Genomic DNA, 22,247 nt, shown 5'->3' on the forward strand with positions numbered 1-22,247 from the left:
TCGGTACTTATAAAGCTTCACTTACGTTCACCATACCACTAGCCTAGCCCTCCAACCACATGATGCTTGCAGTTTATGCCCCTCTCACGATTGAGCATCTTCTTTTTCAAGAGGAGGTTCATTGTCCGCATCGCTTGGCACCAACCGGTTGCCCGATTCGCACTGATGCGTAGACTCAGACGGCAAAACATCTGGTTTAATAAGTTTTAGAATCCTTTCAGTTTCTTTCTGAATGAATTCCTCTCCTTTTAAACAATATGACCGAAGACTTTCAGGTCGCACCATCTCCACTACGTACAGCAGCAAATAATTCATTATCATCACCAGAAATCATTTAACCCTCCATAAAAACAACTCAATTTCAAAGTAAGAAAAAAATCTTTTTCTGAATAAAACAGCTACCTCATAATATAAAGAAAAATATTTTCACTATCATATTTATTATACATAAAAAATTAGTAGCTCAATATACTTTTCATAAAATACTCCATCTCTAAAACTTGTCAATCCCTATTTAGAAGTTTTTTTGATAATCTTTAATGAAAGTTCTTAACGAATTAATACTGACTTAATAGTATATATTACTAATAACTTAGACAACACAATCACTTCCGCAACCAAAACCAGCTATTGTAAGAAGATTTTATTTTGAGATCGTATGGTCTACCACTTGTTCTACGCGAATTTATATCAATTTATTACTTTATTTCTCTGTTTTTTTGAAATTCCCCTAATAAAATTAAATAGCTTACTGTAAAATTATAGTCTTAAGTCCTTGTTTGCAGGTTGTACAGAGACGCTGTTAAATGAAGATATAGGTGACCTATGAGTTAAGTTAACCGTGCTTTTATCTTCAAATTGCAATTCTTCACTTATATTTTCTAATTTTCTTTTTTTAGTAGTGTATTCATCAAATGCTTTTTGGTGTCTTTCATGTGATTGCATTTTTAAGTATGGAGCTGAGCACACAGTAGATTGAGGTTGATAGCAACAAATACTACTTGGGTAATAATTGGTAGTATAATGGTACAAATCATCGTTGAGTTCAAGTTTCACATTAACTCCTTGTTCTAAAGAAAAAAGGTACCTAGCGCTTTCGTAGCGAGGAACATTATTACTAATATCCTCTGGATTCGTATTAACGTTATTCACTACAAGGTAGCGAACAATGCTTGAGTGACCATATATAGCAGCAAAATGCAAAGGAGTCATACCCTTTTTATTCTGTAAATTTATGTCAGCTCCATGACCTACAAGGCAGCGAACAATGCTTGAGTGACCATATATAGCAGCAAAATGCAAAGGAGTCATAACATCTTTGTTCGGTACCTCTATTACAGCTTTTTTCTTTATAAGGGATTTAACCATGTATAAGCTACCATTTTTAGCAGCAAAATGCAAAGGAGTCATACCCTTTTTATCCTGTAAATCTACTGTAGCCCCGTACTCTAAAAGGTACTCAAAAATCTTTAAGGAACTATGTTCAACAGCATAGTGCAAATAACTTTTACCTTCTCCATCTTGTAAATTTATACAAATCTCTTCTTCCTCTATAAAGTATCTAACGACCTCTAAGCAATTATTTTCAATAGCATAGTATAAAACAGTACTATCAAACTGAAAATGTTCGTTATCAATAAAATACCTAACTATTTCTAGTCGATTATGGAGAGCAGCATAGTCTAAAAGGGTAAAGCTCTGGTCACTATTTATCTTAGAATCAGCCCCTTTTTCTATAAAGTATTTAACTAACGCTAAGTGATCATATATAACAGCATATTCTAAAGGAGTAGATCCATATTTATCACTGATATTAACAATTTTACTTAATTTACTTAGATCTACATTCTTGAATATAAGCTTAATAACTTCTTCATTATCATCTCTGGCCAGAAAATGTAAGATATTCATTCCATCATAATCAGATTCAATAAATTCATTAACTAACTTTTTATATTCACTTGCATAATTCCAAATGGATATGATATGGCTTACATTTTTACAGTTATTATTCATCAATGATGTCATTATTTTTCTTAAAAATTCTTCTTCTCTTTTTTCTTTTCTTTGCTCTAACCTTACAATTTTTTGTACTTCTTGATGAATTTTTGCTATCCCTTTCTCTAATCCAATCAATGAGAACTGATTAAGTAGATCAAGTGCATTCAAAACCCTTTGTTGATTTTCTTTTGATTCCCTCTTGAAAAAAATTTCTTTTGTATTAATTTGATTAGGGTCCAGGTAAGCCATGAATACTAAAATAACATATGCTTGCTGTCCAACATTTTTTTCTTCTTTTATTTTATCAATGTTAACCTTCAAAGCTTTAAAAGATTTTTTATTAACAACTTGTGTCTCCAAAAAATCAGTTTTTGATTGCTGAGCTACTCTATATTCCTCCAGATATTCTCTAATACTAAGACCTTTTTGTTTAATGCATGATGTTGCTGCTTTCAAATCTAATGGAAAACAATTAAACTCTTCTATTAACTCTGATATAGATTTACCTTGTGATTCATCTTCCCCTAAGGCTTTTCGAGTAAATTCCTCGGCTTCTTCTTTTTTTAAATTACCCAACTTTATTTCTTCTATATCTTCTATTTCTTCTTTCCAATTCTTGTTAGGAGAAGTAATTAAAACGTAAGGTTTTTCTCTATTAGAAAAAACAGGAAAGCTTGATGGCAAAAAATTTTCAATCTCCTTATAACTACTAGCATCATCGAAAACAAACAAACTTTTTGTGTCTTGAAGATACTCATATACATCCTCGACAATAGATTTAATGTTTCTCTCTCTCCTTTGCTCACTTTTTCTAGAAATCCCTAACCTTTCAGCCAACCCATGAAATGAATTTGAAAGCTTGTTATATGACGAGGCATCTATCCACATAATCCTTGCCCAAGTACCCTTACGCCTTTCACTAAACCCATAGCCTCTAGCAAGTTCGCTTTTCCCTATTCCAGACTTCCCACTAATTAAGACTACTCGTGACATTTTTACTTCTTGACTACTACTGTGTAACCTTAGGTTCAAATTTTTTACCACCTCTTTTCTTTCAATGAAATTTTCTGGTGTCTTGCCAAAACTATAGGAAAATTGACGCCTATCTTCATCTTGTTTTCTAAGATGTTCTTTTACATCTTCTATATCTTTCCTTTTCACAGGATCTTGTCCATTAATCTCCTTTAATATAAAACGAGCTAATTCTTCTTTTTTTTCATCATTTAAAATATACACATATCCTTCTATGGGTGCTTTAATGGATACATACTTTTGTTTTACCTCTTCCCACTTTCTTAACTCCCATTCAAAGGGAAGCCGATAGCCGTATTTTTCAGCACATCTATATTCCTCTAGATTATGTTCCTCAGAATTATATTGATAATAATTAACAGTTTCATCTTCTTCTTTTTTCTTTATTCCTACCCATTCATACAATTCTGAGGTTACTAAACTTTCACCACCTTGCTCATCTTTTATTTCATATCCAGGACGCGTAAAATATCCTTTCTTTTTTGACTTATCTAGAACAACACCTTGTGTTATAAGATCAACAGAAAAGTCTTGTTCCTCAGAAGTTAAAAGGTAATTCATTGTTCTATGTACAGCATCTATTGCTAACTTCTTAACTCTCCTATGATAAAAAGAGGGATTGATATCTACAACCTTTATGAATGGTTCCTCAAACCTGTGAAAAATTTCTAAGCCAGCTTTTACTAAAATCTCTCTCATTTCAGCTTTGTAGCAAGGTATAATTATTGTAAAAATATTTTTCGCTCTTTTCTTATGCTGTTTTCCTATAACACAATAATTGATACTCTCATTAACTTTAACACTAAATAATTTTAGTGGACTTGCTGGAATAGTATTATTCAAAATAGAATTAAAGCTGGCTGAAACTTTACTTATTTTTTGTATATTTGAATCTGGTTCTGCCTCCTCAAAATATTTAGATAATTTTTCCTCGAATTCTTTAACAAAAGTCTTAACAAAAAAAGTTGCTTTTTCCACTACTTCATTATCTGTAAGACTTATAACATTGGCTGTATCATTCGATGCGCTATACCATACACTACCGCTGCTTATAGATGAAGATCTTGTTACTCCAAGACTCTCTTGACTTGGTCCACACTGAAGTTCTCCACTAGATAATCTATCTTCATGATCAAGACCTCCTTTTGCTCCTATTGTTAACTCATCATCTACATAATCAATTCGATCATCTGCTACTTGTTCTCCTTTATTTCCTTTACCTAACATAAAACCCCCTATATTTTAATATTCATACTTGATTATTTTACCGTAAATCTCTTTTCTGAAGATTGGTTTTAATATCTAATTCATTTGATTCTTATACAGCTGTACTAAACTGCTCTACAAATTTACTGTAGAAACCTCACGGTAACCCCAGGTAACTTTAATTGCTGAGTAACAGTGTGCTTTTCTTTTGACTTCTGACTAAATTAGATATACTCTTAAAAAATCGAGAATTGCTTTCTGAGTGATATACATAATACAATGCATCTAACTCACACCTCATGTTTTCATTACGTTAGACTGCATTGTAGCTAAAAAGATCTAGCAAAGCAAGAATTTTTTTGCATACTTTAGCATCTTATTTTAGTTTTTATTTTAAAACTAAAGCAGCTCAGTTTCATGTACTTTTACTTCTTTATTGACTGTTATTTTTCTTCTTCAATGCACCTGTGAGTAATGATAACGTGGCAGTTAAAGCTTGTAAAGCAATTTTTATATAGCAAGATTCAGCTATTTAATAAAAAGATCGTGGCTAGACCAAAAAATATAAGAGCTGAGAGAATATCAGTTGTTGCTGATGTTAAGATTGAAGACGAAACAGCAGGATCGGATCTTAAACGATGAAGCATTATAGGAATAAAAGTGCCGATAAATGTTGCAATGATCGACATTGCAATCATGGAAACTACGAAAATGATCTCTACTTTTAAACTATGGAACCTTATTGCTAATACTACGAGCGAAATTGTAGATAAAATCACTCCATTTATAAGACCTATTAAAAATTCTTTCATCAGTATTCTTTTTGCATTTTGCTCAGTTAGATATTTTGTTGCGATTGCCCGGATAGTTAGTGTTACTGTTTGGGATCCTGCATTTCCGCTCATCGATGCAATGATTGGCATAATTATTGGCAGTACTATAAAACTTTGTATTACGTTATCGAAAAAGCCAACTACTATAGAACATATTGTTGCAGCTAAGAGGTTAAACAGTAACCAAGGTAGTCTTTTAATTATAGTTTTATGTATAGGGGCATTTATATCAGATTTAGAAGATACACCGCTTATTTTAAGCACATCCTCTTCTGCTTCTTGTTGAACAATTTTGATTACATCTTCAATAAGGATTACACCTATAATTTTACCATTCTTATTTACTACTGGAGCTGATAATAGAGAGTAATCTTTAAATATTCTTGCTACTTCTTCTTGGTCCATTCCAGTTTTAATTATTTTTATATCTTGACTCATTATCTCTTTTATTATTGTTTCTCCTGAGTGAGATATTACCTTATTTAAGTTGAAAATGCCTATGGGTTCTAATTTTGAGTTAATGATGAAAATTTGATAAAATGTTTCTGGTATTTTTTTATAGTTGCGCAAGAATTCCATTAGCTGATTTATCGTCCAATAATATGGAGCTATAACCATATTTTTATGTATCAACCTTCCTGCACTTTCTTCTGGGTATGATAACAATTCCTCTACTAATTTTTGAGTTGCATTGGGTAAGTAGTTAAGTATATTTTCTATAGACTTTCTATCTAAATCTTTCACTATAGCTACTATGTCTTCTATATCAAGAAGCATTAGTAACTTTGCTGTATTTTCTATTCCCAATATTTCTATGATCTCTACTTGTAAATCTGGTACTACATGTACTAAGGCATCACTTAACAAATGTTGATCGAGGATATTAACTAATTTCTCCCTGTGATCATTGATCGAAGTAGATAAAAAATAAGCTAACTGAACGCTATCTATCGTTTTTACAATATTACGAACATTCTCTAATTCTTGATTATCGAGAGACTCTATTAAATCATCAATAGCCTTTTTGTCTAAACCATAATGAGAACTTGTTTTAATATTCATTACTTTACCTTATTTTTTTAATAAATATACACACTTGATTTTATTGAACATTCAAGTATAATAAAATTATTTTGAATTAACTATTATATGGTTAAATTTCTATTTTGTTTGCTGTTATTGTTAGTGATAATAAATATATTAAAGTCTAAAGTATAATGAAAACCCATCCAGAAATCCTTGAATACTTTCAAGGCTTAAATAAAAGTATTTCTCTTATCAGGAGGTGTCTTTGACATAGAAAAATTGAAGTTGCGTCTTGAAGAGCTGGATTCTCAAGCGTCGAATGATAATCTGTGGCAAGATAATCAAAAAGCACAAGAGATTTTAAAAGAACGCTCTAAAATTAAGCATGAAATAGAATCGTTTTCAAAGCTAGAAAGCGATTACAACGATTCTATCAGCTTGATGAAATCTGCTATTGATGAGAATGATGAAGAATTTTTTTCTGAAGTTAAAGGTGAGTTAGTAAAGCTAGAGAAATTAATCAAACTTAAAGAGACAGAATCCTTATTTACTGGTGAAGCAGATAACAATAACTGCTTTTTAGAAATCCACTCAGGAGCCGGTGGAACAGAGAGCAATGATTGGACTGAGATGCTCATGCGCATGTATACAAGATGGGCAGAAATTTATCACAATTTTAAAGTTGAAGTTGTAGAAAAATTAGATGGTGATGCAGTTGGTATAAAATCTACAACAATAAAGATCATCGGAGAAAAAGCTTACGGGTGGGCAAAAAGCGAAAGTGGAGTTCATAGATTGGTTAGAATATCACCATTTGATGCAAATGGTAAACGTCATACCAGTTTTGCAAGTGTAGGAGTAACTCCAGTGATTGAAGATTCAATAGATATTGTTGTGGATGAAAAGGATTTAAAGATCGACACTTACCGTGCTTCTGGAGCAGGTGGTCAGCATGTCAATAAGACTGAAAGCGCGGTACGTATTACGCATATTCCAACAGGCGTTGTAGCTCAATGCCAAAATGGTCGTTCTCAACATAAAAATAAAGATGAAGCACTTAAACTACTTAAAGGACGTTTATATCAAATTGAATTGGAAAAAAAAGAACAGAAAATGGCCGAAGAATATGGCAAGAAATGCGATATAGGTTGGGGCAGTCAGATCAGATCGTATGTTATGCATCCATATCAAATGGTAAAGGATTTAAGGACTGGACATGAAGTTGGCAATATAAATTCCGTTTTTGATGGCAATATAGATTGTTTCATAGTTAGTGTATTGGAGTTAAAATGAGATTTATTAAAAAGCTAAGTTTTATGCTCTGCTAATAAGGGGAAAAGAAAACCAAAATCTATTGAGAAAAATGGAACAATTTTGTGAATATATCTATTATCCAAGTAGCTGATGAAAATGGCAACTCGTTTCTTATGGGCACAAAAATGTAATATGAAGAGAAATCTTCGTACATTAAGTTGTAGCGGTTCTGTCGCATCTATAAATTGTGGTACAAGAAGATCGTTAAACTGGGATTATGGGAGTTATAGAGCAATTAGCATAGCAAAATTCTCAAAAGTAGAAACATTATCATTAGCCCCGATAATTTGTCTTTTTTGAATCATACGAATATTTTCTATGCCGGTAATGGTAATCTTTGCGGAGTGGAAGCTCTTAAAACCAAGCATTGGCTTTATTCGTTTTTTGATAAATCTATGATCTTGTTCGACAATATTATTTAGATATTTTATTTGAAAAACCATGATTCTACAATCTTCAGAAATTTCTGTATTCAAATCATCAAGAGCAGCAGTATTACTGCCGCTTTTATCAATTACTACTTTCTCAGGAAGGTTATTCTCTCTAAAGGCTTTACGAAAGAACGCAAGTGCCGCAGACTTGTCTCTACGAGCACACAACAGAAAGTCTACAGTATTACCAATAGTGCTCTGTATAGATAAACCCATTTGCCGTTTAATTTAACGTAGGTCTCGTCCATTCTCCAGCTACTGCCAACCTGCTTCTTCCTTTTCCTTACCGCTTCATCTATCAGTGGTGATAACCCACCTTTGTAACGTAGCATGATCAATTTTTGCTCCCCTTATACTCAGCATTTCTTCCAAATCTCGATAGCTCAAAGAGAATCTACATTTCATATATACAGATAACATTATTATCTCTGCTGAAAAGCTAAATCCTTTGAAATATGGCAATAATTTTGAACTAATACGAAACATCTTTGCTTTTTTTTTAGATGATCATATCACTTCTTTTCTACTTTCCTACAAATGTTACATACCAGGATTTATAGATGCAACAGAACCAATAGAACTACCGGATTAGTAGACTATAAAGAACTAGAATCAAATATTTTATCATCTATAGCTAACCCAAGAAAGGTTTAGCTATATGGCAAAATTGGTTATAATGGTATAATAAGTAATGAGAAAGAAGAAGATGCCAAGTCCATATAGTGAGGATCTGAAAGAACGTGTTTTCAAAGTAGTCGATAAAAAAACAATGACGATAAAAAAATCAGTCAAATATTCAAAGTGAGCATAAAAACAATATATTTGTGGAGGAAAAGGAAAGAAGAAACAGAAACCATCTTCAGGCTATCACAAAGGATATGGCCATAAGATTAAAGATATGGATAGATTTATCAAATTTCTGGATGGATATTAGAATTGAAAAGATAATTGAAGAATTTTGTAATATGTGTAGAAGCACAGTATATAACTACCTTAGCAAAGTAAACTATACATATAAAAAAACTTTTCTTTATCGAGAAAGAGAAACGCAAAGAGTTCATAAAAAAAGTAGAAGAAAGAAAACTTGATATACATAGATGAGTCTGGAATAGAGGACAATGAATTTTATGAATATGGGTAGTCTCAAAGAGTCAAGAGGTTATTTGCCCAGGGTTTAAAAGAAAGAGGTAAGCATGATTGGAGCACTGAATGAAGGAAAAGTTAAAGCACCATGGATAATGGTTCTGTCGCATCTATAAATCCTGGTATGTAACATTTGTAGGAAAGTAGAAAAGAAGTGATATGATCATCTAAAAAAAAAGCAAAGATGTTTCGTATTAGTTCAAAATTATTGCCATATTTCAAAGGATTTAGCTTTTCAGCAGAGATAATAATGTTATCTGTATATATGAAATGTAGATTCTCTTTGAGCTATCGAGATTTGGAAGAAATGCTGAGTATAAGGGGAGCAAAAATTGATCATGCTACGTTACAAAGGTGGGTTATCACCACTGATAGATGAAGCGGTAAGGAAAAGGAAGAAGCAGGTTGGCAGTAGCTGGAGAATGGACGAGACCTACGTTAAATTAAACGGCAAATGGGTTTATCTATACAGAGCACTATTGGTAATACTGTAGACTTTCTGTTGTGTGCTCGTAGAGACAAGTCTGCGGCACTTGCGTTCTTTCGTAAAGCCTTTAGAGAGAATAACCTTCCTGAGAAAGTAGTAATTGATAAAAGCGGCAGTAATACTGCTGCTCTTGATGATTTGAATACAGAAATTTCTGAAGATTGTAGAATCATGGTTTTTCAAATAAAATATCTAAATAATATTGTCGAACAAGATCATAGATTTATCAAAAACGAATAAAGCCAATGCTTGGTTTTAAGAGCTTCCACTCCGCAAAGATTACCATTACCGGCATAGAAAATATTCGTATGATTCAAAAAAGACAAATTATCGGGGCTAATGATAATGTTTCTACTTTTGAGAATTTTGCTATGCTAATTGCTCTATAACTCCCATAATCCCAGTTTAACGATCTTCTTGTACCACAATTTATAGATGCGACAGAACCGTTCTATTTGCTTGACTCATTTCAAACCTTCATTTTTTATATCAATTTATTACTTTTCTTTTCGGCTTGACACACTTTTTTGAACGTTCCCCACTTTTTCTATCAACTTTTCAAATTCTTCTACAGTTAAGCCTGTTATATTACGAAAATTTCTTGGGTGTTTCTTTATATTGTAGTAACTAAAGCTCATTTTTTTACCTTACTCTATCTGCTTATTCCTCTTCTACCTCTCTCCCATCATTTTATCATTACCTTTTGCAGCAGGTCTATTGATGCATGAGTCTGGAATCTAGGAATTCTGATTATATATTAAGTTAGTAAGTATAAAAGTTATGTAAAAATACAACGTTTTTAGTGAGATTACGGAAAGCCAGCGTCACACGCTGGAATGACATCTTTCTTGGTGGACTCAAACCATAATGTTTGTACGGTTGTGGACTTATAACTAAAGCAATCTAGAAAATTAATGATATTTTATTCCCCGGAGAACGCTCTATTTTGTTTTCCAACTCTAGTTCTAAAAGAGCCATTAGAGCTATGTTGGCAGAAAGTCCGCTTGCTAATATAAGTTCATCTATATCAACAGGTACAGAGTTAATATGATCAACTATAACATATTTTGCCTGTTGCAATTTTTCTTGTTTTTGGTTAACAGCATAGTGCTCAACATTAAATAGGTTTTTTTGCTGCGGAGGTAAACTAAACCTAATACTCTCTATTATGTCATCAGCGGATTCGATAAGCTTAGCACCGTTTTTAATTAAATAATTACTACCACTACAGCGTGAATCTAGAGGGAAACCAGAAACTGCAAATACCTCTCTCCCTTGATTTAAAGCAAAATCTGCTGTTATTAGAGAGCCAGAACGTTTCGATGCTTCAATCACTACAACACCCAGCGATAGACCAGATATAATTCGATTCCTTTGAGGAAAATACTGAGGTTTTGGTTTAGTAGCAAATGGAAGCTCAGTCATTACTAATCCGCCATTTTCAGTAATTTTTTTGTATAGATCAAAATTTTCTCTTGGGTATACTACGTCAATTCCGCTTGCTGTAACAGCAATAGTGGGGTAATTTTTGTATATTACACTGTTTGCTGCAGTATCAATCCCTCTTGCAAGCCCAGAAATTATGATGAAACCAGCTTGGCTTAAATCGAGTGCCAACTTATTGGCAAAATTTCTTCCATTCATTGAAGAATTACGTCCACCGATTATTGCAATTATCTCACGACTTAATAATGATACATCACCAAGTGTAGTTATTACAGGAGGAAAACCAGAGATATTCCTTAAAATGTCAGGGTAATCTGGATCACATGCTGGTGTTATTTTAGCTCCAATTTTTTCTGCATTCTTAATTTCTTCTCGTGCATTTTGAATTCCATAATCCTTGTTAGTCAACTTATTAAGATATTTAAGCACTTCATATAGCGACCCACATGCTCTAAGTATACTAAAGAACTTTACTGGTCCCACAGTTCTAGCCAAGCTTAGCCATATTTCTAATTCTTCGTTATTTAATTTATTTATCTTCATAAAAGGCTTGAATTTCTTATCAATTTAGTGTACCCAAGATAATGTAAATATACAGTGTTTTATGACGCATTTTGTTACAGATAAATGCATAAAATGTAAATATACAGACTGTGTGGAAGTATGTCCAGTTGACTGCTTTTATGAAGGTAAAAATATGCTCGTGATTAACCCAGATGAGTGTATTGATTGTGGAGTGTGTATACCTGAATGTCCAGTAGATGCAATTGTAACTGATGATTCCATAAAAGATATTCTAGAGCTAGATGAAGGCTTACTGAATAATGAACAAAAAATCTTTAAATCATTTTACAATATAAACGTAGAATATTCGCAAAAATGGCCAAACATTACAGCTAAAAAGCAATCCCTAGATACAGCAGAAGAGTATAAAGAAAAAAAGGATAAGACAGCTTATTTTGATGAAAATTTAGGGTCATAGAGTACAAAAATAGACTTACATTTTTTTGATTAAATAGACATTGAATTGTAAGCGTCTATTTCATCTGCCATAGACGATAATTGTGCACTCTCAAAACGGAGATTGTTTGCAATATCTATTAATTTCTCACTAATTTGTGAACGAGGTTCAGGCACTGGAAAGAAAACGTCACATCTAGCCTTGCATAGAGGTTTGTCTGTTTCATTGAACGCCTCTTCACAGTTTTTGTGGCAAAAGAGATTATGAGATAGGTTACGTGCCTGAAACGTTAATGAATTCGAGTTTTGTGTAGGTATAACCATAATATACTCCTAAATTAAAAAACTAACGCCACGGTAGCATTTATGTGTTAATAAAATTGTAATATTTATATCAGCATAATTACTTTCCAGATAAGTTTACTTTATTGAAAATTTCAGGAAAATATTGTACAATTACTCATGAACTTTGGTAAAACTTACGGCAAACGCTAATGTATCTTTCAGTAAAAAAACCGGTTCTGTCGCATCTATAAATCCTGGTATGTAACATTTGTAGGAAAGTAGAAAAGAAGTGATATGATCATCTAAAAAAAAAGCAAAGATGTTTCGTATTAGTTCAAAATTATTGCCATATTTCAAAGGATTTAGCTTTTCAGCAGAGATAATAATGTTATCTGTATATATGAAATGTAGATTCTCTTTGAGCTATCGAGATTTGGAAGAAATGCTGAGTATAAGGGGAGCAAAAATTGATCATGCTACGTTACAAAGGTGGGTTATCACCACTGATAGATGAAGCGGTAAGGAAAAGGAAGAAGCAGGTTGGCAGTAGCTGGAGAATGGACGAGACCTACGTTAAATTAAACGGCAAATGGGTTTATCTATACAGAGCACTATTGGTAATACTGTAGACTTTCTGTTGTGTGCTCGTAGAGACAAGTCTGCGGCACTTGCGTTCTTTCGTAAAGCCTTTAGAGAGAATAACCTTCCTGAGAAAGTAGTAATTGATAAAAGCGGCAGTAATACTGCTGCTCTTGATGATTTGAATACAGAAATTTCTGAAGATTGTAGAATCATGGTTTTTCAAATAAAATATCTAAATAATATTGTCGAACAAGATCATAGATTTATCAAAAAACGAATAAAGCCAATGCTTGGTTTTAAGAGCTTCCACTCCGCAAAGATTACCATTACCGGCATAGAAAATATTCGTATGATTCAAAAAAGACAAATTATCGGGGCTAATGATAATGTTTCTACTTTTGAGAATTTTGCTATGCTAATTGCTCTATAACTCCCATAATCCCAGTTTAACGATCTTCTTGTACCACAATTTATAGATGCGACAGAACCAAAACCCATACTCACCCAACCTAATCAATTACTTGCAATCTGGATTCCAGTTTTAAGCTACTCGGATGACAGAGAAAGGGCTACTTGCATGAAATGAAAAGGAGCACCGAGCAGATCACTTCTTCACAAAGATCTTATCAGCAACACGCATATCAATTATGCTCCAATTGCTAAAAGTAAAGTCGGTTGTATTTTGCAAGTGGCTTAAATAATCCCATGCGCTATAAGGATTATCTTCAGGCAATTTTACTGTGGAACTGTCATCGAGTATGATATTCCATCTTCTATTTCCTACATAAATACAAGAAGAAATATGATCACTTAATTGAGTTTTTCTCTCTAGTATATCTTTAATGAATTTTAGATTTGATAACGAATTTTGTCCTTTAATTACAACGAGGTTATCTATCGGGTAGTCATTTACGATCACTTTACCTTCAGAATCAATTACTGAAGTTCTGTTATCATCTTTCCAAAGAGCGAAAGGTGTATGTTCATCTACATCAATGTGTAAGGTATTAGGTAAAATTCTATAAATTTTTACATATTTTATCCATTTGCTTACAGATTGTATATTATCTGTTAGTTTTGAGAGTGATACATACATGATAGGTTGCGTTCTATCTACTAAACTTAGAATGTCCTTTTCATTTGTAAATTTGTTTCCAGTAACGGTTACTTTGTCGATTAAAAATCCATTGCTAAGTAATAAGCTCGATAAGCGATTGTTACACCAAGTAAAGTAGTAATTGAATCGATTTGTTATTTTATCAAGTGAACTATAAAGTACTAATGTGAGAAAAAGTGCAGTGATAATAACAAGAGCGCACTTGCGCAAAAAACTTCTTTGGCTTCTAGTAACATTGTTCAACATCGGCTTGATCTCTAATATTCCTGTGGTGTAAACTGTCTTCGACAATAATTTTGACTAATTCATTAAAATCAATTCCTCTTGTCAATTTTGCAATTTCTGGTACTAACGACAATTCAGTAAAGCCAGGATGTGTATTAACCTCAAGCATTTTTAAAGTGTTATTTTGGGGATTATAACGGAAGTCTGAGCGGGAAACAGTTTTACATCCTAAAAATTGATGAACTTTTAACGCGTGTTCCAAGGTTATTCTATATATGTTGTTAGGAATTTCAGCAGGAAATATATGTTCTGCAAATCCATCTGTATACTTTGCTTCATAATCATAGAATTTATTTTTCGGTCGTATTTCCATAGTGCCAATTGCTTCATTCAGTAATACAGCAGTATGTAACTCTATACCCGGTATGTATTCTTCTATGATCATCTTTTCCATTATAGTAGAACTATTATTTTTCAGCTCTAAGTAATCCTCATGTGAGAAAATCATGTGTACTCCAATGCTTGAGCCTTCGTTAATCGGTTTTAAGACGTACGGATAATCAACTTTAATATTATTTTTTAGCACATCTTCTCGACTAATTACATAGCCTCTTGGAGTGTCGATATTAAGAGAATGGAATATATGCTTTGACATCACTTTATTCATAGCAACAGCCGAAGCCATAACTTCTGAGTGTGTATATTTTATACCTAAAATCTCCAGTAAACCTTGAATACAGCCATCTTCACCATAAGGTCCATGTAGGGCAATAAAAGCAAGAGCGGGATTAGTTTTTTTAAGCTTTTGAGCAATGTTGCTATCAACATCTATTTCTATTGCATTATATGAAAGGCTATCAAGCGCCTTCTTTACTGCTTTTCCGCTCATAAGCGATATTTCTCTTTCGCAAGAAAATCCACCACTTAAAATTGCTATATTTGGAACCATAAGCACCCTAATATTTTGCTATATATCATATATAAAAGATACTTTTATCTTCAATAGAAAAAACGCTTTGAAAAATTCCACAGCTGTACAGATATTGAAACTTGCAGATGGTGTCATGCAAACTGGTTCCTTTATGATCAGACACCAGATTGCAAGTAAAACTGGAAGATCTTTTTCAGTAATATTCTTTAAAAATTTAATTTTGTAATCCACTTGATTTCCACTGGTTCTGTCGCATCTATAAATTGTGGTACAAGAAGATCGTTAAACTGGGATTATGGGAGTTATAGAGCAATTAGCATAGCAAAATTCTCAAAAGTAGAAACATTATCATTAGCCCCGATAATTTGTCTTTTTTGAATCATACGAATATTTTCTATGCCGGTAATGGTAATCTTTGCGGAGTGGAAGCTCTTAAAACCAAGCATTGGCTTTATTCGTTTTTTGATAAATCTATGATCTTGTTCGACAATATTATTTAGATATTTTATTTGAAAAACCATGATTCTACAATCTTCAGAAATTTCTGTATTCAAATCATCAAGAGCAGCAGTATTACTGCCGCTTTTATCAATTACTACTTTCTCAGGAAGGTTATTCTCTCTAAAGGCTTTACGAAAGAACGCAAGTGCCGCAGACTTGTCTCTACGAGCACACAACAGAAAGTCTACAGTATTACCAATAGTGCTCTGTATAGATAAACCCATTTGCCGTTTAATTTAACGTAGGTCTCGTCCATTCTCCAGCTACTGCCAACCTGCTTCTTCCTTTTCCTTACCGCTTCATCTATCAGTGGTGATAACCCACCTTTGTAACGTAGCATGATCAATTTTTGCTCCCCTTATACTCAGCATTTCTTCCAAATCTCGATAGCTCAAAGAGAATCTACATTTCATATATACAGATAACATTATTATCTCTGCTGAAAAGCTAAATCCTTTGAAATATGGCAATAATTTTGAACTAATACGAAACATCTTTGCTTTTTTTTTAGATGATCATATCACTTCTTTTCTACTTTCCTACAAATGTTACATACCAGGATTTATAGATGCGACAGAACCGTTGTAGCTGCGCAACGTCTGCCATTGATGATTATTTCACCTACTGTAACTGCTGCTAAAATAAAGCAGTAATAAACTTGTGTTAACAAAGAAATAGGTGAGACAGAAGCAATGCTACCTGCTAGCAGCAGCTGGGAACCATAAGGCAAAATGCCTTTTGTAACGCAAGCAAAAATGTCTAACAAGTATGCACTACGGTATGACGGAATATTATGCTTTTGCGCGAGCCTTTTTGCAATATCGCCACTTAATAAAATAGCAATGGTATTATTAGCAACTAAAACAGTAAACATAGATGCTATGCCCGCTATTACAAATTCAGCTTTAGTTTTTGTGATATTGCTTTCATCGATAAGTTTGTGTAATGCCTTTTGACCCTGCTTGTACATTATATGACTCAATCCGCCAATAAATAGAGCAAATATCACTATCTCGTTTACTTTTTTGAAACCGTCATATATGTCATGAGAGAGTTGAATGATAGTATAGTCAAAAAAAGCCATCCCTAATACACTAGCAACAATTATATTTATAGTTATTGTTACTAAAGTAGTAACTTCAAATAACCCCATGATTATTAAAGAAATATAAGGAATAATCTTTATTACTGATAAATAATCTAAATTTGATGTAGGAATAATTTTTGTACTATCTGCCATAATTGCCAGATAGACAAGCGTTATAATGCTGGCAACAAATGCTACTTTAGAATTCACTTTAAGTTTATCCTTTATCGTGGCCCCCTGTGAAGAAACAGATGCAATAGTAGTGTCAGATATCATTGAAAGATTATCACCAAATACGGCACCTCCAACTACAGTTGCAGTTCCTATTTCAAGACCAAAAGCCCCATTTTTTGCTAAGTTAACAGCTATTGGTACCATTAATACAACAACTCCCATAGACGTACCAATTGCAGTTGATATAAAAGCGGAAGCCAAAAATACTCCAGGCAGTAGTAATCTTGCTGGAAGGAATTTGAGAATTAAATCAGCAACAGTATCTGCACTACCAATTGATTGAGTCACCACAGAAAATGCTCCAGAAAATAGAAAAGTTAAACACATAGTAAGGGTGTTTTTATCGCCCATACCCTCGATGACAGTATCGATGTGACGTTGAATTTTACCTGCACTGCATGCAACAGCAAAAAATAGCGCCGGTAGTAGGCAAATTACCGGTGAAACTTGGCGAAGCGGATTATCAATTCCAATAAAGAAAAAATAGACACCACTTCCAAGGTATAAGATTAAAAAAATAACCAAAGGAAAAAAAGCTGTCATTTTACTGCCTTAAAAGCTATGATTATAATCAATTAAGTGATTTCAGGCAAGCTTGGTTTTCTGTAAGTTAATAACAGTCCTTTTAGACTCTCAAGTTACGCTATGGAAAATGCGTTGACTATTCTACCATAATATATAGCATCAAAAAATACTCTATAGTATGAGGTAAAGCCATGGTAATGACATATGAACAGTGGAACATAATATTAGGTGTAATTGATCAAGAGGTAAATTTAAGTGAAGACAATGTAATTGAAAGAATAAAAGAGCTATTAAAGGAAGTAAAGATACTAGGGCAAGCAGAAATATTAAGAATGTTAGAAGAGATATCGCATGGATTAGAAGTACCAAGCAAGATTCCAAGAGTACAAGAGACACAAGAGCCATTAAAAAAGAGACTAAAGGTGGTAAATGTACCGCAGACAAAAGAAGAAGCAAAAAAGATACTAAAGGAGTCAAGGGTATCAAATGCTCAACAGATGGTAAAAAGAATGCTAAAAAGGTTAGGTGTACAAGAGACATCAGAAGAATCAAAAGCAGTGGCGCTAGAGGATGTGCTAAATGCACGAAAGATCTCAGAAAAGGTACCAGTGATGCTAGATGTAGGAAAGATATTAGAGACACTAAAGGCACTAAAGAGAGCAAGTAAAAATGTGTATAGAGAGTGGGAGAAAAATAAGTTTGATGTAAATCATTGGTTTAAAGTAGATTGTTTGCATGAACGCTTTTCATACACGTTATTGTATTTAGCTATTGATTTTAAGCTGAACAATTTAATAAATGCTATGCTTAAAGTAAAAGGAATCGATATTAATGCACCAAGTCCGTTTTCCGAATGGACTGCTTTACATTGGGCTGTTGAAGATAGGAACACAGAAGTAGCACGCAAGCTAATAGAAAAAGGGGCAAATGTTAATCAGTTGGATTCATCTCAACGAACTACTTTATATCAGCCAGCTGTAAATGGCGATATAGAAATAACAAAAATCTTAGTAAAAAATAATGCAGATGTTAATGCAGAGGATCTAGCGAGATTGACTGCTTTATATAAGGCTGCCGATAATGGCCATGAAGAAGTAGCAAAGTACTTAATGGAGAATGGAGCAGATGTTAAGAAGAATGGAGCGCTTAAACTTACTCCTTTACATATTGCTGTTGCAAATGTTGATGAAGCAATGGTGAATTGTATAATAAAAAATGATAAGAATATTGTTGAAAATATTGAGATAGTAGATGTATTTGGATGGAGTCCTTTATATTGGGCTGCTGCAAAGAATAATACATTAATATTAGAGATCCTATTACAGGCCACATCACGATATAGAGCAAGTGTTGATATAGAGGATAAGTTAATTGGGCGATCTCCCTTACATATTGCTGCTACGAATGATAATGTGGAAGCAGTAGAGCTCTTAATAAACTATGAAGCAAATGTTAACCATAAGGATGCATGGGGATGGACTCCTTTTAATTGTGCTGCCGCAAAAGGCAATAGAAAAGTAATGAATTATCTAATAGCCCATGGAGCAAGTATTGAGACAAATGATCCACAGAAAATATTACTTTCTATTTGTCCATATAATTATCTAGAAGCAGTAACTACTATAACACAACTTGGAATATGGAAGGATGTGATGAAATTGATGGTAGCTGAGTTTTTACGTTGTGCTGCCGGACATGGTGATACACTAATGGTACATGCTCTATTAGAATCTGGAATAAATGCTAATGCACGTGACGATTTAGAATCAACTGCTTTACATAAAGCTGCCAAAGGTGGCCATGCGGAAGTAGTAAGGACCTTAATTTTATATGGAGCAAATGTTAATGCACAGGATAGCTCAGGGCAATCTCCTTTAGCTTATGCTTTCGAACATAGACACTGGATAGTAGTAATGACTTTACTATGTTATGGCGCAAGTACTTTATTGCCTGATCACTGTGGTGAAACTGTAAGAGATTTAGCTGAACATCAAGGCATAAGTAATCTTCTAGTGGAAGCAGAACAAAGAGCACTAGATATACTTACGCGGCTTAACTTAGAATCAAGTATACTCAGAAACAAAAAATTAATGACAGTGCAACACATAGAATCACATATGTTGAGAGAAATAGAATCACATAATCTATCTATCAGCTTTGAACGTATGATAAGAGATCAAGCTAATCAAATTGAACAATTACAGTATAACGCTAAACTTAATGAAAAAGGAGTAGCATTTATAACTGACCACATTAAATGTGTGCAGTTAGAGACTAACACTAAAGCGTGTTCAGCTGAAATGGATGGAGTAAAAGAACAAATATTACATAGTCCTTGCAGGTGGTCATATCGCACTAAAAATGTTAATGTAAGAAGAGTAACATCTTTAGCTAACGGCATTGAGTGTATGAAGTTAGGGCCTAACACTGAAGCGTGTCAAGGCCCTAGTACTAAAGAGCCTAATACTCACCTCTCTATGATCGAGAAACTATCATTGTTACCACTTTACTCAGCTGTAGGAAAATATGAAGCCGTTATAAATAGTTAAATAATCCTCTAAATTCCAGCACGTAGCACTCGATGCAAGTAGCTGAAACTGAGAAGTACATTAGGTATGTTAGATTTTAGTTTACACAATAAAATTTTTATAAGTAAGATGTCAGAAGGTATCAAAACCATATTAGTAGAAGACAATAATGTTAGGCTCGATAGGTACATTAGAAGAATTTTTCCCAATTTGAAACAATCTGCAATTGAGAAGTCTTTAAGGAAAGGATTAATCAAGGTTGATAATTGCACGGCAAAATCCAGCGATAGGGTAAGCTCTGGGCAAACTATAATGATAAGATACTTAGACTATATTGAGAACACTAATTCTGACTGCAAATATAATGAAAAGTTAGTGAATCTACTAAGAGAGAACATATTATATGAAGACGAATATATACTAGCTATAAACAAACCCGCAGGGGTCATTGTTCAAGGCGGCATAAAGGTAAAAATTAGCATTAGTGATTTACTTGACCAAATAAGAGAGAGAGAAATATTTAAAATTGTTCACAGGCTGGATAGGGATACAAGCGGAGTAATAATATTCGCATGCAATGCCAGCGTTGCCAAATACCTTATGGAAGAATTTAAAGGACGGAGGATAAAAAAAACTTACCTAGCATTAACTTTTGGTATACCGAGCAAAGATAATGGAACAATAGACTATCCGTTGGTGAAAAAATATATTTCAGGGCAAGAAAAAGTAGTCGTTGATGAAGACTCACTTCAAAATGCCACTACGCATTTTTCAATTATATCAAGATTAAAACATAATATTGCTTATTTAAAATTACAACCAATTACCGGCAGAACACATCAGTTACGTGCACATTTAGCTCATATAAATTGCCCTATTCTTGGTGACGGTAAATATGGTGGTAAAAAAGCTTTTATCGATGGGGTAGTAAATCAGATCCACCTTCATTCGCATTCTTTATCTTTAAAATTGCCAAATAATAAAGAAATCACTATTACTGCTCCTATCCCTAGGCACATCGAAAAATCTATTGAAGTGCTATCTTTCAACTGAAACGATTTCACCAATCAACTTTTCTATCTTTGGCTTTAATTTGAAGTACAGATATTAGGCTAATTAGTGCGCAGGCAGTAAGATAAATACCTGCTGCAAATTTTGTTTGAGTTTTTTCTATAAGAAATATGCATATCGATGGAGAAAGGCCGCCAAAAATACCTGCAGATATGTTATGTGCTAAGCTGAAGCCAGTGCATCTAACTTTCGTTGGAAATAACTCGCAGGCGAGAGAATTATATATTCCAAAAGATGCACCTATCGGTATGCTCATCAACAGAAAAGTGAATGTTATAATATAGTGATTAGCATATGATAATAGCGAAAGTACCGGCAAGCTAACACAAGCTAAAGTTACTAATGTAGGAATTATCACATTTTTTCTTCCAATTTTATCAGAAAGTATTGCAAACAGCACTGCAGACGTTCCAAATGTGATTTCAACCATGATCCTTACTAGATTTTTAATATCAATGCCTGAAAGAATAAGCTCTTTTACAGATATGTTGTAAAACATGATTACTGAATAAACAATTGCGTTTTGAGCAATGCCAAGTCCAATTGCTATCACAAATGCTCTTTTATAATTCTTGATTAATTCTAAAAAGGGAGAGTTAGATAAGCTTTTATTTTGGTCATGAGTTTTATATGCTAGACTCTCTTCCATTATGTATCTTATTAAAAAACCTATAATGCCCATAACAGAGCAGAAATAGAAAAGCAACCTCCAGCCCCAAATCTCATAATTTTCACCTGTAAACTTTTTGCAAATGGCTATCATTATAAAACATGTAATAGAACCAAGAGCACCACTAAAAGCTTTTATGCTACCTAAAAAGCCTAAATTCTTTTTATCGCTTGAATGCTCTATTAAAAAGGCTGAGTTAATGCTCGTTTCCCCTCCTGTTGCCATTCCTTGTATTATTCTACAAAGCAGAAGCAATATAGGAGAAAATATTCCTATTTCTCTAAAACTTGGTATAATTGCAATTGCAGTAGACGATATTGAAGCTAATATTACGGAAGTCAGTAAAATTTTTCTCCTGCCATACTTATCTCCAATGTAACCAAAAATAAACGCACCAAGTGGTCTAAATCCAAAGCCAATTGCAAAACTGCCAAGAAATTTGATTGTGCTCAAATAATTATTTTCTGAAGGAAAAAAAACGTTGCTTATTATATGAGTTAAAACTCCAAACAGAGTTACTTCATACCATATAATCATATTGCAGATTATGCTTGATAGTATTGCTTTTTGAATATCGTTCATAACTTCCAGTTTACCACACTCCGCTATAAA

At 33.4% G+C, this 22,247-nt stretch carries 14 protein-coding genes and 4 pseudogenes; 6 read left to right on the plus strand and 12 right to left on the minus strand.

Annotated features, from left to right (window positions below; all coding sequences use genetic code 11):
* Window positions 1–84 precede the first annotated feature (84 nt).
* The 3 genes from CAI20_RS04890 to mgtE all read right to left on the minus strand — a co-directional run bounded on the left by CAI20_RS04890 (window position 85) and on the right by mgtE (window position 6,134).
* On the minus strand, window positions 85–324 hold the full coding sequence (locus CAI20_RS04890) for a hypothetical protein (protein WP_246111574.1): 240 nt from the start codon (window positions 322–324) through the stop codon (window positions 85–87).
* 435 nt (window positions 325–759) lie between these two features.
* Window positions 760–4,260 (minus strand): ankyrin repeat domain-containing protein, encoded by a 3,501-nt coding sequence (locus CAI20_RS04895; protein ID WP_149168894.1) that lies wholly within the window; start codon window positions 4,258–4,260, stop codon window positions 760–762.
* Between the two features lie 503 nt (window positions 4,261–4,763).
* On the minus strand, window positions 4,764–6,134 hold the full coding sequence (gene mgtE, locus CAI20_RS04900; protein ID WP_007302783.1) for a magnesium transporter: 1,371 nt from the start codon (window positions 6,132–6,134) through the stop codon (window positions 4,764–4,766).
* Window positions 6,135–6,289: 155 nt separating this feature from the next.
* Between mgtE and prfB the strand changes: the two genes are divergently transcribed.
* Window positions 6,290–7,391 (plus strand): peptide chain release factor 2 gene (gene prfB / locus CAI20_RS04905; protein WP_230440360.1). Its coding sequence is split into 2 segments (ribosomal slippage): window positions 6,290–6,355 and window positions 6,357–7,391, totalling 1,101 coding nucleotides; the frame shifts between segments, so codons are not numbered across the junction.
* Between the two features lie 245 nt (window positions 7,392–7,636).
* Here the strand turns inward: prfB and CAI20_RS04910 are convergent.
* A pseudogene (locus CAI20_RS04910) lies at window positions 7,637–8,329 on the minus strand (IS6 family transposase).
* Between the two features lie 841 nt (window positions 8,330–9,170).
* On the opposite strand from CAI20_RS04910, the pseudogene CAI20_RS04920 reads away from it, so the two are divergent.
* Window positions 9,171–9,862 (plus strand): annotated as a pseudogene (locus CAI20_RS04920) (IS6 family transposase).
* 108 nt (window positions 9,863–9,970) lie between these two features.
* On the opposite strand, the gene CAI20_RS06565 reads toward CAI20_RS04920, so the two are convergent.
* Both CAI20_RS06565 and dprA read right to left on the minus strand, forming a co-directional pair.
* Window positions 9,971–10,111, minus strand: coding sequence for a hypothetical protein (locus CAI20_RS06565; RefSeq protein ID WP_019078789.1), 141 nt, complete (start codon window positions 10,109–10,111; stop codon window positions 9,971–9,973).
* A gap of 265 nt (window positions 10,112–10,376) precedes the next feature.
* Complete coding sequence (gene dprA, locus CAI20_RS04925) at window positions 10,377–11,462, minus strand: DNA-processing protein DprA (protein WP_007302781.1); 1,086 nt, start codon at window positions 11,460–11,462, stop codon at window positions 10,377–10,379.
* Between the two features lie 61 nt (window positions 11,463–11,523).
* On the opposite strand from dprA, the gene CAI20_RS04930 reads away from it, so the two are divergent.
* Window positions 11,524–11,901, plus strand: coding sequence for a ferredoxin family protein (locus CAI20_RS04930; RefSeq protein ID WP_007302780.1), 378 nt, complete (start codon window positions 11,524–11,526; stop codon window positions 11,899–11,901).
* A 29-nt stretch (window positions 11,902–11,930) separates the two neighbouring features.
* Here CAI20_RS04930 and CAI20_RS04935 read toward each other — a convergent pair whose 3' ends face one another.
* Window positions 11,931–12,203, minus strand: coding sequence for a hypothetical protein (locus CAI20_RS04935; RefSeq protein WP_149168895.1), 273 nt, complete (start codon window positions 12,201–12,203; stop codon window positions 11,931–11,933).
* Between the two features lie 280 nt (window positions 12,204–12,483).
* On the opposite strand from CAI20_RS04935, the pseudogene CAI20_RS04940 reads away from it, so the two are divergent.
* Window positions 12,484–13,176 (plus strand): annotated as a pseudogene (locus CAI20_RS04940) (IS6 family transposase).
* A 174-nt stretch (window positions 13,177–13,350) separates the two neighbouring features.
* On the opposite strand, the gene CAI20_RS04945 reads toward CAI20_RS04940, so the two are convergent.
* The 4 genes and pseudogenes from CAI20_RS04945 to CAI20_RS04960 all read right to left on the minus strand — a co-directional run bounded on the left by CAI20_RS04945 (window position 13,351) and on the right by CAI20_RS04960 (window position 17,384).
* Complete coding sequence (locus CAI20_RS04945; protein ID WP_007302888.1) at window positions 13,351–14,109, minus strand: cell division protein FtsQ/DivIB; 759 nt, start codon at window positions 14,107–14,109, stop codon at window positions 13,351–13,353.
* Window positions 14,090–15,043 carry a D-alanine--D-alanine ligase gene (locus tag CAI20_RS04950; protein WP_012481821.1) on the minus strand — a complete coding sequence of 318 codons (954 nt, stop codon included), beginning with the start codon at window positions 15,041–15,043 and terminating at the stop codon, window positions 14,090–14,092. The genes CAI20_RS04945 and CAI20_RS04950 overlap by 20 nt, the downstream gene beginning before the upstream one ends.
* A 278-nt stretch (window positions 15,044–15,321) precedes the next feature.
* A pseudogene (locus CAI20_RS04955) lies at window positions 15,322–16,014 on the minus strand (IS6 family transposase).
* A gap of 68 nt (window positions 16,015–16,082) precedes the next feature.
* Window positions 16,083–17,384: a Na+/H+ antiporter NhaC family protein gene (locus tag CAI20_RS04960; protein WP_007302903.1), complete on the minus strand. Its 1,302-nt coding sequence runs from the start codon at window positions 17,382–17,384 to the stop codon at window positions 16,083–16,085.
* Window positions 17,385–17,557: 173 nt separating this feature from the next.
* Between CAI20_RS04960 and CAI20_RS04965 the strand changes: the two genes are divergently transcribed.
* Together CAI20_RS04965 and CAI20_RS04970 are read left to right on the plus strand one after the other, a co-directional pair.
* Window positions 17,558–19,915, plus strand: coding sequence for an ankyrin repeat domain-containing protein (locus tag CAI20_RS04965; protein WP_149168896.1), 2,358 nt, complete (start codon window positions 17,558–17,560; stop codon window positions 19,913–19,915).
* Window positions 19,916–20,023: 108 nt separating this feature from the next.
* On the plus strand, window positions 20,024–20,947 hold the full coding sequence (locus CAI20_RS04970; protein WP_149169008.1) for an RluA family pseudouridine synthase: 924 nt from the start codon (window positions 20,024–20,026) through the stop codon (window positions 20,945–20,947).
* 7 nt (window positions 20,948–20,954) lie between these two features.
* Here CAI20_RS04970 and CAI20_RS04975 read toward each other — a convergent pair whose 3' ends face one another.
* Window positions 20,955–22,217 carry an MFS transporter gene (locus tag CAI20_RS04975; RefSeq protein WP_149168897.1) on the minus strand — a complete coding sequence of 421 codons (1,263 nt, stop codon included), beginning with the start codon at window positions 22,215–22,217 and terminating at the stop codon, window positions 20,955–20,957.
* Window positions 22,218–22,247: the final 30 nt, after the last annotated feature.

Source organism: Wolbachia endosymbiont of Chrysomya megacephala, assembly GCF_008245065.1.
GTDB lineage: Bacteria > Pseudomonadota > Alphaproteobacteria > Rickettsiales > Anaplasmataceae > Wolbachia.